11 protein-coding genes and 1 pseudogene are annotated in these 10,975 nt (G+C 63.7%); 8 read left to right on the top strand and 4 right to left on the bottom strand.

Going from position 1 to position 10,975, the window contains the following annotated elements:
• Positions 1-1,155, bottom strand: a complete 1,155-nt coding sequence (locus D779_RS05735; RefSeq protein WP_043750794.1) for an efflux RND transporter periplasmic adaptor subunit — start codon at positions 1,153-1,155, stop codon at positions 1-3.
• 163 nt (positions 1,156-1,318) lie between these two features.
• Here D779_RS05735 and D779_RS05740 point away from each other — a divergent pair, with 163 nt between their 5' ends.
• From D779_RS05740 to D779_RS05760, 5 genes are all read left to right on the top strand, one after another.
• Positions 1,319-2,053 (top strand): response regulator, encoded by a 735-nt coding sequence (locus tag D779_RS05740; RefSeq protein WP_043750797.1) that lies wholly within the window; start codon positions 1,319-1,321, stop codon positions 2,051-2,053.
• Positions 2,050-3,144, top strand: coding sequence for an ATP-binding protein (locus D779_RS05745; RefSeq protein WP_043750802.1), 1,095 nt, complete (start codon positions 2,050-2,052; stop codon positions 3,142-3,144). Before D779_RS05740 ends, D779_RS05745 begins: the two co-directional genes overlap by 4 nt.
• A 120-nt stretch (positions 3,145-3,264) precedes the next feature.
• Entirely contained in the window at positions 3,265-4,134 is an 870-nt protein-coding gene (locus tag D779_RS05750; protein ID WP_157726325.1) for a glycoside hydrolase family 16 protein, read from the top strand.
• 258 nt (positions 4,135-4,392) lie between these two features.
• The gene (locus D779_RS05755) at positions 4,393-5,484 is read left to right on the top strand and encodes a cache domain-containing protein (RefSeq protein ID WP_043750808.1); all 1,092 of its coding nucleotides are present in this window, start codon (positions 4,393-4,395) and stop codon (positions 5,482-5,484) included.
• A 57-nt stretch (positions 5,485-5,541) separates the two neighbouring features.
• Positions 5,542-6,045, top strand: a complete 504-nt coding sequence (locus D779_RS05760; RefSeq protein ID WP_157726326.1) for a DUF4388 domain-containing protein — start codon at positions 5,542-5,544, stop codon at positions 6,043-6,045.
• A 115-nt stretch (positions 6,046-6,160) separates the two neighbouring features.
• Here the strand turns inward: D779_RS05760 and D779_RS05765 are convergent, their stop codons facing one another.
• Complete coding sequence (locus tag D779_RS05765; protein ID WP_043750816.1) at positions 6,161-6,805, bottom strand: outer membrane beta-barrel protein; 645 nt, start codon at positions 6,803-6,805, stop codon at positions 6,161-6,163.
• A 206-nt stretch (positions 6,806-7,011) separates the two neighbouring features.
• Between D779_RS05765 and D779_RS05770 the strand changes: the two genes are divergently transcribed.
• Positions 7,012-8,994, top strand: a complete 1,983-nt coding sequence (locus D779_RS05770) for a bifunctional metallophosphatase/5'-nucleotidase (protein WP_043750820.1) — start codon at positions 7,012-7,014, stop codon at positions 8,992-8,994.
• Between the two features lie 109 nt (positions 8,995-9,103).
• Here D779_RS05770 and D779_RS05775 read toward each other — a convergent pair whose 3' ends face one another.
• Positions 9,104-9,412, bottom strand: coding sequence for an ABC-F family ATP-binding cassette domain-containing protein (locus D779_RS05775; protein ID WP_043750825.1), 309 nt, complete (start codon positions 9,410-9,412; stop codon positions 9,104-9,106).
• A gap of 187 nt (positions 9,413-9,599) precedes the next feature.
• On the opposite strand from D779_RS05775, the gene D779_RS05780 reads away from it, so the two are divergent.
• Positions 9,600-9,890 (top strand): helix-turn-helix domain-containing protein, encoded by a 291-nt coding sequence (locus D779_RS05780; RefSeq protein ID WP_043750831.1) that lies wholly within the window; start codon positions 9,600-9,602, stop codon positions 9,888-9,890.
• An 11-nt stretch (positions 9,891-9,901) separates the two neighbouring features.
• Positions 9,902-10,756, top strand: coding sequence for an IS630 family transposase (locus tag D779_RS05785; protein ID WP_043750834.1), 855 nt, complete (start codon positions 9,902-9,904; stop codon positions 10,754-10,756).
• Between the two features lie 14 nt (positions 10,757-10,770).
• Here the strand turns inward: D779_RS05785 and D779_RS21555 are convergent.
• Positions 10,771-10,887 (bottom strand): annotated as a pseudogene (locus D779_RS21555) (ATP-binding cassette domain-containing protein); the annotation flags it as partial.
• Between the last annotated feature and the right edge of the window lie 88 nt (positions 10,888-10,975).

Here is a 10,975-nt window from a genome sequence, read left to right on the forward strand (position 1 = left end):
TCAGCGCGCGACGGCGCTGAGCTGTTCGCGGGCGGCAGCGGGCTGCCAGGGGCGTGCGGCGACCTGCGCATTCGGGCTCAAACGCTCGATGCCTTCGATCACCACCTGCTGCCCGGCGCTGAGCCCGGACAACACGCGGTAGCGGCGCGCCACCAGCTCACCGAGCTCGACGGCCACCGGCTGCGCCTGGCCCTGCGCATCCAGCACCCACACCCTGGCCTGGCCCGCCGTGCGGGTCACCGCCTGCTGGGGCACGCTCAGGGCATCGGCGTAATGCGCACGGGGAATCCGCGCCTGCACGTAGAGGCCGGGCAGCAGGCGACGCTGCGGGTTGTCGACCAGAACGCGCAGCAGCACGTCGCCGGTACCGGCGTCCACCTCGATGCCGGAGAACAGGATGCGCCCCTGCATGCCCAGGGGCTTGCCGTCGCTTCCAAGGATCTCCACGGTCAGCTCCGGCTTGTCCGAGCCGACCTGCTGGCGCAGTGTCTCCAGCACCGAGGCGGACTGGCGCACATCGACGTACACCTGGTCGATCTGCTGGATCCTGGCCATGGGCGTGGCATCGGTCGGCGAGACCAGCGCGCCCTCGCTGACCAGGGCCTGGTCGATCCGCCCGGCGATCGGCGCCTCGACGCTGGCGAACTGCAGGTCTAGCCTGCGCCGCGCCAGCGTCGCCTTGGCCTGGGCCACGTCGGCGGCGGCCTGGTCACGCAGCGCGACGGCATCGTCATACACCTGGCGGCTGACCGCCTCGGCCCGCATCAGTGGGGTGAGCCGATTGGTCTGCACGCGCGCCCGCGCCAAGACCGCCTCGGCGCGCTGCAAGGCTGCCGCAGCGCTGTCCACCTCGGCCTCGAACGGCGCCGGGTTGATCTGGAACAGCAGGTCACCGGCCTTGATCTCGGCGCCCTGCTCGAACAGACGGCGCTGCACGATGCCGCCGATCTGCGCACGAATCTCGGCGCTGCGCACGGCCGCCACGCGACCGGGCAGATCCTCGCTGACCGACAGTTCGCTCGTCTCGAGTATCATCACCGACACCCGAATCGGCGCGGGCGCTTCTTCAGCCTGCTGCGCCGAATCGCAACCCACCAGGACCAAGACGGCAAGCCCCGCGAGCAGAATGCCCGGATGCCGCTGTTTGATGCACATCGCCTACTCACCTCGCTGAACGGATCTCCCGGACGCGCTGTTTTCGGTCGGGAGGACATCGAAGCGGCAGTCTGGCGCACGGCTGTTGCGAATGATTCGAGGCTTTGTGGAGAAAGCATGGAGGGCGCGATAAACTTCTGATCCATCGCCAGCGAGCCCGCCCATGTCCGATCCCAACGCGCGCCTCAGCCCTGCTGCCTCGGCCTCGGCATTGGTACTGATCGCCGAGGACGAGGCCGAGATCGCCGACATCCTCATCGCCTACCTGCAGCGCAGCGGGCTGCGCACCCAGCACGCCACCGACGGCCACCAGGCATTGGCCCTGCACCGGACGCTCAAGCCGGATCTGGTCCTGCTCGACGTGCTGATGCCGCAACTCGACGGCTGGAAGGTGCTCAGCGACATCCGTTCGCGCAGCGACACGCCGGTGATCATGCTCACCGCGCTCGATCAGGACATCGACAAGCTGATGGGGCTGCGCCTGGGGGCCGACGACTACGTGGTCAAACCCTTCAACCCGGCCGAGGTGGTGGCGCGGGTGCAGGCGGTGCTGCGGCGCACACGCGCGAGCGCGCCCGCCGCCCCGCAGGTGCTGCGCGTCGGCCCGTTCCAGATCGACCTCGACAGCCATGAAGCCAGCGTGCTTCGTCATGGCCAGCCGCAGACGCTGGAGCTGACGCTGACCGAGTTCAAACTGCTCGCCTGTCTGATGCGTGCGCCGAAACGGGCGTTCAGCCGCGCGGAGCTGCTGGTCGACTGCCTGCCCGAAGGCGATACCCAGGAGCGCACCGTCGACAGCCACATCAGCAAGCTGCGCAAGAAACTCGAGGCCCTGGACATCCGGGGCGTACCGAGCAGCGTCTGGGGCGTGGGCTATCGCTTCGGCGGCGATCCATGAAGCGCGCGCCGGGCCTGCGCAGTCAGATCGTCCAGTCTCTGGCCGTCATGGCGCTGGGCATCATCCTGATCTCGGTATTCGGCTCCTACGTCTTCTATGCCGTCGCCGTGACCTACCTGCCGGGCACCATTTCCGAAACCTGGATGCCCTCGCGGGTTGAGATGGTCTGGATCGTCGGGACCATCGTCGCCGCGCTCGGCATGGCGGTGTTCGTCGCCATCCGCCTGTCGCGGCGCCTCATCACGCCGCTCAACTCGGTGGCGCACAGCCTGCGCGAGGTGGCCCAGGGCCGGCTCGACGCCCGGGCGCGGATGGACGAGCGGGCGATGGGCGAAACGGCGCAGCTGGTGCGCGACTTCAACGCCATGGCCGAGCGCCTGCAGGGCATGACCCGCGAGCGCGAGTTCTGGAACGCCGCCATCGCCCATGAACTGCGCACGCCGGTCACCATTCTGCGCGGGCGTCTGCAGGGTCTCGCGGAAGGCGTCTTCAGCCCCAGCAACGAGATCTTCGAGGGTCTGCTGCGCCAGGTGGAAGGTCTGAGCCGCCTGATCGAGGACCTGCGCGTACTCAGCCTCAAGGACAGCGGTCATCTGGAGCTGCAGCGAGACAAGGTCAGACTGGCCGAGGAGCTGCGTACCGTGATCCAGGTCTTCGCGACGGCGCTGTCCGCGCGAGGGTTCGTCTTGCAGCAGGCGCTCGATACCGGACTGCGGCCGGACTGCGATCCGGTTCGTATGCGCCAGGCCCTGATGGCACTGCTGGAAAACGCGCTACAGCATGCCGATCCAGGCATCCTGACCGTGCGCCTCGAGGAGTCGGAGGGTCGGTACTGCCTGAGCGTGGAAGATGAAGGCCCGGGTATCGCCAGCGAGGCCGCGGCCGACGTATTCGAGGCATTTCGTCGAGGCGATCCGTCGCGCTCGCGCAAACATGGCGGCAGCGGCCTGGGTCTGGCCGTGGTCAAGGCCATTGCAGAGGCGCATGGCGGTCATGCGGTTTGCCGATCGTCCGCTCGCGGGGGGAGTTCATTCGCAATCTCCTGGCCGATTCGAGATCGTTCCAAACCCCGCCCAGAACGGGATGGGTAATTTCCATGGTCCGCTGAAGCCGGGCAGGTGACCAGCGTTCTCGTCCTCTACTGGGCGGGGAGATGCGACAATAGGGGACATTCTGCTGACGCGCGTGCGCGGAACGGAGGCGGTTCCTCCGTGCCGAGACCTGGATGCGCCAACCCGAGCCGTCACGACCTGCCCATGCCCATATCGACGCCCCCGAAGTCCCTTCTCGCCGCTTGCCTGCTCGTTTCAGCCCAAGCCTCCGCCGACTGGCGTCTCGTCTGGGGTGACGAATTCGAGTACGAGGGGCCGCCCGACGAGGAGAAATGGAACATCGAGAACTGGCCGCCGCGCCGGGTGAACAACGAGCTGCAGTCCTATACGGACGGTCCGGAAAACGTTCGGGTCGAGGACGGAACGCTGGTCATCGAGGCCCATGGGGACCCGGACGAGGAGGGCGTGTTCACATCTGCGAGAATCCACTCGCAGAGCATGGGGGCCTCGACCTACGGGCGCTTCGAGGCGCGCATCCGCTTTCCGGACGCCCGGGGGACCTGGTCCGCCTTCTGGCTGATGCCGACCGATCCGAGCCTCTACGGCTGGAACGAGGAGGAGGGCTGGTACTGGCCCAACTGCGGCGAGATCGACATCGTCGAGCACGTCGGCTACGAGCCCGAGGTCGTCCATGCCTCCGTTCACAGCAAGGGCGCCTATTTCAAGAACGGCAATCAGCGCACCGACCAAATCGCCATTCCGGATGCCGCCGACGGCTATCATCTCTACGCGGTCGAGTGGTTCGAGGACTCCATGGAGTTCTTCGTCGACGATCTGAGCTTCTTCCGCGTCGACAATGACGGCCAGGGCTGGGAATGGTGGCCGTTCGACCATGAGTTCTACGTCATCCTGAATCTCGCCGTCGGCGGCAGCTGGGGCGGGCGGCAGGGGGTCGACGTCGATGCCTTTCCCCAGCGGATGCTGGTCGATTACGTTCGGATATCGGAGTACGAGGAGCCGATCGAATAATTGGGTTCGGCGCCGGATTCGCGAACGCGTTCCGCTGGGATTTCGACGGGTGCTTCTCGATGACCGCTGACCGGGATCGAGATGGCTGCTATGGTGAGCCATTGCAGCGGCGTCTTCGTCATCCGAGGCGCCGATCTGTCGACGGGGGATTTTGAGGATTGGATAGGATTTTCAGGTGGCGCTGTTGTGTCGCGTCGTCCCAGCTCGTAGGATCAGCACAGCAGTCACCTCCCTACGATGGGGAAACAGGAGTCAATTATGGAAGGCCAGGCGGCCCAGCGACAGCCTCTTCGCTTCACCATCTTCTACCAGATACTCCTCGCCATGTGCGTCGTTTCGACGATTCCCATTGCCGGGCTCTGGTATATCAGCGTTCATGAGTCCAGGCAGGTCTGGGACTCGATCGTTTCGCACGATCTGAACCAGAGCGCCGAGACGCTGGGGCGCAGCGTCGAGGAATGGACCTCGATGAACCTGCGGCTCCTCGATCAGAATGCCAAGGTTCCCGCGATTCGCAGCATGGATGACAGCCTCCAGGATCCCGTTCTGAAGTCGATCTCGGACACCTACGACTGGATCTACCTCGCCTTCACGGTGTCGCCCGACGGCAAGAATGTCGGACGGAGCGACGGAAAGCCGCAGACCTTCTACGGTGATCGCGCCTACTTCAAGCAGATCATGGGGGGTGCAGCCGTCGGTCAGCAGGTCGCGCTCGGCAAGACCTCGAAGAAGCCGGCCTTCATGCTGGCCAGGCCGATACTCTCGGACGCCTCGGAGACCCAAGGCGTCATCGCGATCGCCATGACCCTGGAGGATCTGTCCAACACCATCACCAAGACCCGTATCGGCAAGACGGGTTACGCGATCCTGCTGGACGAGAACGACCGTCTCATCGCCCACGGCGGAGGCGGGGTCACTTCCGAGCTGCAGGATTTCGGCAACCATCCTGCCGCGCATCTGCAGTCGCGGCCGGGCGACCCGCCATTCGTGTTCGAACTGGATGGAAGACGCTTCGTCGCCGTGACCAGGGTGCTGGACCACGGATGGAAGTTCATCGTGATGCAGGATGCCCTGGAGGCCTACGAGGCCGCCGATCGGGCTCGGCTGTATTCGTTGATCCTGTTGGCGTCGACCCTGGTCGGCGTAATCCTCGTGGCCCTGCTGTTGGCCAGGCGATTCAGTGCGCCGATTCGCAGGCTGACCGCCGCCGCCGACGAGATCAGCCGGGGGGGCTTCGAGACCGAGATCGGCGAAACGGATCGGGCCGACGAGATCGGCGCCCTGGCGCGCGCCATCGAACGGATGCGCGTCAGTCTTGCGATGGCGCTCAATCGATTGCGCAACCGGTAGACGAGGATGGAAAGCGGATACATCCCCTTTGCCGCGATCGTCGACGAGATTCGACGCTTGGTGCGGCAGCGAGCCACGGGCGCCCTCTTCGTGACGACGGACGAGAATCGCAGCGCTCAGGTCGCATTGCAGGAGGGCAGGATCGTCTATCTCTATTTCGGCAACAAGGTGGGGGCGAGCGCGCTTCAGCGCATGGGACAGATCAATGCCGGCCGATATCGTTTCCAAGAAGGGGTGTCCGGCCTGCCTCGCATGGAGCTTCCATCGAACGATGAGATTCTGGGCCAGCTCGATTCTGCGGTGGACGGACAAGGGGCCGTCGGTTCGAGCCCTGTTTCGGATACCGCCGATACGGGGGCGGTTCTCACCGAGCGACAGAAGGCACTGCTACTCGAGTGTCTGGTCGAATTCGTGGGCCCCATCGGCGAGATCCTGTGCGAGGACCATTTCAGGCAATCCTGCAGTTTGAACAAGGCGATCGATTTGCTGGCGAGTGAGATTCCCTCGGCCGCCCAGGCCAAGCGGTTCCGTGACATGGTGCTGACGAAGCTGGGTCCGTAACGACCAGGTTCGGATTCCGAAAGGGGGCACGATCGCATCGCTCGGTGGCGGCCATGTCCGGATCGTCCCCCGCGTCGCGGATCCTTCACGCAAGTGCGGATTTCCGCCGCTCTGCTCAGAATCGATACTGGATACCGACACTCCAGACGTCGATGTCCGTATCCACCTTGCCGCCGAACTGGTAGCGATCCCAATCCCCGCGCACGGCGATCTGCTCGGTCAGGTCGACGCTGACTCCAAGCCCGAAGCTCAGGTCCGTTCCACTGTCGTCATCCTTGGAGATGGCGCTGCCGGAGGCGAGATAGGCGCGACTCTCGACATCGGCGCTCCAGACGACGGCCCCGAGCTTGGCGAAGCCATGGACGCGATCGGTGAAGGGATAGCCGGCGACCAGGCCGAGATTGAATGTGCTGCCCGCATCGAGTGTCGAGCGGAGGTGTCCCGGGTTGCTGCCGCCGATGTTCGTCTCGATCTCGTATTCGCCGAGATCGAGCCAAGTGGCCTCCACGGCCAGATAGGGATTGATGCGAAGACCGAAGAACAGCCGCCAGGAGGTCGCATCATCCTCCTTCGAGGATCCGGCGATCGCGAACCCCGCGTTCGCGAGCGGTTGCGTGACGTCCCCTTCGTCGAGATCGGCATAGGCCTTCCCGATGCCTGCTCCGACATAGAAACCCGTTGCCGGGGAATCGGCCGCCACGACACAGGATGCGCCGAATAAGGCCATAGCGAGCGGAAAATAGAGTCGATTCTTCATCATCAGCAGCCCTTGAGAGTGTTCCGCCAGAGATCCAGTCGATTCGGACAAGGTGTATCGGCCCGATACCGTATCGTGCTCAAGGGTACTTCGCCGAGGTTACGTTTTTCTTGCACGATCGTTCTCGGGCCGGCCGGCCAATTCACAGACCGGTAACCATCGATCCCTATCCTTGACCCGCAGATGAGTCAACGCAGGAGCAAGGGGTCATGTTCGGCAAATCGTGTTCTCTGATCGCCGCCTTGATTGCGGCCATCTCCATCGGTTCTTCGGCGGCGGCGTCCGGCCTCATGGGCGATACCGCGCTGGATGCGGCGCTCGCGGCGGGAGGTCCCAGCGGCGAGGGCGGCCCGAATACGGGCGGATCGGGGTTCCACTTGACGTTGCTCCACATCAACGATCATCACTCCCATATCGAGGCGAATTCCGGAGAGCTGGTGCTGGGCGGGGATGACTCGGTGACGGTGGATGTGGAGACCGGCGGCTTTCCGCGCGTCGTGGCCGAGATCGAGGCGCTGAGATCGCGGAACGCCAACGTACTGACGCTGCATGCGGGCGATGCCGTCACCGGCACCATCTATTACTCCCTGTTCAAGGGTGAGGCCGACGCGTCGGTCATGAACCAGGTCTGCTTCGACGCCTTCGAACTGGGCAATCACGAATTCGACGATAGCGATGCCGGTCTGGCCCAGTTCCTGGGTTATCTCAATGCCGATCCGGGTTCATGCCAGACCCCGGTGCTGGGTGCCAACGTGGTGCCGGCGCTCGGCACGCCGCTCCATCCGGATGCGGCGACCGAGCTGGTTCGGCCCTACGTCGTCAAGGAGGTCGGGGGCGAATCGGTCGGCATCATCGGCCTCGATATCGCACACAAGACCAAGGTGTCCTCGAGTCCACTGGACAGCACGCAATTTCTCGACGAGACCGAGACCGCTCAGCGCTATATCGATCGGCTCACGGCCATGGGCGTCGACAAGATCGTCCTGCTGACCCACTATCAGTACGAGAACGATCTCGCGATGGCCGCCAAGCTGCGCGGGGTCGATGCCATCGTCGGCGGCGATTCCCATACCCTGCTCGGCGAGCGATTCGCCGATTTCGGTCTGAACCCGGCCGGTCCCTATCCGACTCGGGTCAGGGATCTGGACGGCAATCTGGTCTGCGTGGTCCAGGCCTGGCAATACTCGGACGTGGTCGGCGAGCTGCATCTGAACTTCGATGAGGCCGGGCATGTGAGCGGCTGCTCGGGGACGCCGCATCTGCTGCTGGGCGATACCTTCGAGCGGGATGATGCGGCCCTGGAGGGGGCGGATCTGCAGGCGGTCCTGGATCTGATCGCGGCCACCCCGGAGCTCGATATCGTCGAGCCCGATGCGGCCACCCAATCGATCGTCGACTACTACGCCCAGGACGTGGAGGTGCTCAAGACCTCCCTGGTGGGCAGGGCCACCGAGAACCTCTGTCTGGAGCGCATTCCAGGCCAGGGACGCAGCTCCATCTGTGACGCTCGCATGACCCAGGCCAACGGTGGTGACATCCAGCAGCTCGTCGCCTACGCCTATCTTGAGCGCAGCTTCGAAGCGGACGTCGCCATCCAGAACGGCGGCGGGGTGCGCATCGACATCCCGGCCGGCGATATCAGCATCAACGACGTCTTCACCCTGCTGCCCTTCGCCAATACCCTGGCGAACCTCCGGATGACCGGCGCCGAAATCAGGCAGGTGCTGGAGGAGGCGGTCTCGGCCTTCCAGGACGTTGAGGACGGCTCCACCGGGGCCTATCCCTACGCCGCGAATCTGCGCTGGGATCTGGACCTGAGCCAGCCCTTCGGCAGCCGCTTCTCCAACATCGAGATCCGCCGCAAGGGCGCGACCGAATGGAGCGCGCTCGCCGACACCGATCAGGTGACGGTGGTGACCAACGACTATCTCGCCGCCGGCGGCGACGGCTATGCCACCTTCGAGACCGTGAGCGAGGACGGACGCATGGTCGACACCTACATCGACTACGCCCAGGGATTCATCGACTACCTGCAGCAGGATCTGGGCGGAGCGGCCGCCGGCGATCCCATCCTGGCCGCGCCGCCGCAGGTGATGCCCGTCGCCTGCAGCGACTACAGCACCCAGACCTTCATCGACGCGGAAGGCCAGCTGCAGCTGCCGGATCCAGCGTATCCGAGGGTGTGCGAATAATCTTCCATAGGGGTTGACCGATCAGGCGCGGTCGAGGTCGTGCCTGGTCGGTGGATATACGGACGCCTTTCCTGCCCGAGATCCTATTTCGCAGAATCGAACGGATACGTCAAACCTGCTCCAAGACCCAACCTTGTTCAGTAGCGAACAATCGATCTGTTAGTTCGAGATTGTCCAGGAATATCTCATCATGCGACACCAGGATCAACGTGCCTTCGTAGGTACGTAACATGATTTCCAATGCCTGTAATGAAGGCAAGTCAAGGTGGTTGTTCGGCTCGTCGAGTAGCAACAGCTGCGGAGGCGAATCGGAGTAGAGTATGCAAGCGAGAGCTCCTTTTAAATGCTCGCCACCGCTCAACGATCCGCTTGGTGTCGTTATCTTCTGAGCGTCAAGCCCCAGTTGACTCAAGCGCATGCGTAAATTCCCTTCTGTAGCTTGACGATTGGCGAATTGTAAGTGTGCGAGTATCGTTTTATCCGGATCGAGATTTACTAAACCCCGTCCAGTGCGGGATGCGTAATTTTCATGGTACGCTGCACGGCAAGCAACCGGGCGTCCTATTGGTCAGCTCGTTCTTCTCCATCGATCAGGCTTTCAGCTGATGCTCGTACTCGATCTCGCCAAGTGGAACCAGACCCCAGACGATCTCCGCAAAGAGGCGATGCATGCGCCACATCCGCGCACTCGGGAACGGTTTCTGGCCTTGTACGAACTGGCGCGTCAGCGGCGAGGCGCCTCGTCCGTGGCCCGCGCGACGGGGCGCCACCTGCAGACGCTGATCCGCTGGGTGCATCGCTACAATGACGCCGGCCCGCAAGCTCTGGTGTTCGAGCACACCGGAGGTGTCCCCCCTTTTTTGACCCGCAGACAGAGCAAGCACTCGATGAACTGATCCGCGCGGGGGTGGCATCGGCCGCCGCGCCTTCGGTACAACGTGATCCGCAGACCAAACGCCTCGAGCCCAACGCCGACCTTGCCTCACACACCGCTCCACCGCGCTGGACGCTCAAGCGCCTGGTCGCCTGGATCGAGGGGCAGTTTGGACAGCGCCTCAGCCGTGAAACCGTCCGTCGGGCACTCAAACGCCTGGGCTTTTCCTGGAAAAAGGCCAAAGCGCTGCTCAATCGCGCCAACACGGCCGTGCGCGAGGCGTTCGTGGCCAAACTCCAAGCCTTGCTGCGGCGGACCCTCGGCGCAGAACCACCGCTGTTGGTCTATATCGATGAAGCCCATATCCATCAGGACGCCGATCTCGGATATGGTTGGGCGCCCCGCGGCGAGCGCCTTTGGGTTGGTTCTCACTCGCCCGGACTCGCCGCGAAGGTGAGCTTCTATGGCCTCTATTTCTATAACACCGCCCAGGTGGCAATCTGGGACTTCCCCCGCGCCAACACCGAGCACACCCTCAGCGTCTTGCGCCGCCTGCGCGAACAGGAGCCAACGCGCGAACTGATTCTGATCTGGGATGGTGCCTCGTATCACCGTTCCATCGCCGTACGCGACCTCGCTGAGGAGTTGTCCATCACCGTGCTGCCATTGCCGGGCTACAGCCCTGACTTCATGCCTGTCGAAGCCCTGTGGCGCTGGCTGCGCGAGGATGTCACCTATCATCATTGTCATGCCACCGCCGAGGAGTTGATCGCACGCGTCGATAGCTTCGCGCACGCGATCAATACCAACCCGATGGTGGTCGCCGACCGCCTTTGGACGAAAACGGAGCTCGATCCGGAGGAGGAAAAATTACGCATCCCGGGCTAGTCTCGGTTTAGCTTCTGGTCGAGGTATGCGTTCTCGGGGGTTATCTTGTATGTTCCGGTCAAAGGTTTTAGCTGGCCCGAAAGCACACGAAGCAGCGTGGATTTGCCGCAACCGTTCGGGCCGACGACACCAGGGCTTTGAAGGTCACAGATCGTGATCATGAGCGACTTCTCTGATCGATCCCCTCAGGTTCGCGGGGTCTTTCGACGTTTCTCAAGA

This window comes from Imhoffiella purpurea, from assembly GCF_000585215.1.
Classification (GTDB): domain Bacteria; phylum Pseudomonadota; class Gammaproteobacteria; order Chromatiales; family Chromatiaceae; genus Imhoffiella; species Imhoffiella purpurea.

Bases quoted from the DNA above. Each gene is read 5' to 3' on its own strand.
- D779_RS05740 (WP_043750797.1), top strand. From the start codon at position 1,319: ATGTCCGATCCCAACGCGCGCCTCAGCCCTGCTGCCTCGGCCTCGGCA.
- D779_RS05775 (WP_043750825.1), bottom strand. From the start codon at position 9,412: ATGCGCTTGAGTCAACTGGGGCTTGACGCTCAGAAGATAACGACACCA.
- D779_RS05780 (WP_043750831.1), top strand. From the start codon at position 9,600: ATGCTCGTACTCGATCTCGCCAAGTGGAACCAGACCCCAGACGATCTC.
- D779_RS05755 (WP_043750808.1), top strand. From the start codon at position 4,393: ATGGAAGGCCAGGCGGCCCAGCGACAGCCTCTTCGCTTCACCATCTTC.
- D779_RS05765 (WP_043750816.1), bottom strand. From the start codon at position 6,805: ATGATGAAGAATCGACTCTATTTTCCGCTCGCTATGGCCTTATTCGGC.
- D779_RS05735 (WP_043750794.1), bottom strand. From the start codon at position 1,155: ATGTGCATCAAACAGCGGCATCCGGGCATTCTGCTCGCGGGGCTTGCC.
- D779_RS05770 (WP_043750820.1), top strand. From the start codon at position 7,012: ATGTTCGGCAAATCGTGTTCTCTGATCGCCGCCTTGATTGCGGCCATC.
- D779_RS05745 (WP_043750802.1), top strand. From the start codon at position 2,050: ATGAAGCGCGCGCCGGGCCTGCGCAGTCAGATCGTCCAGTCTCTGGCC.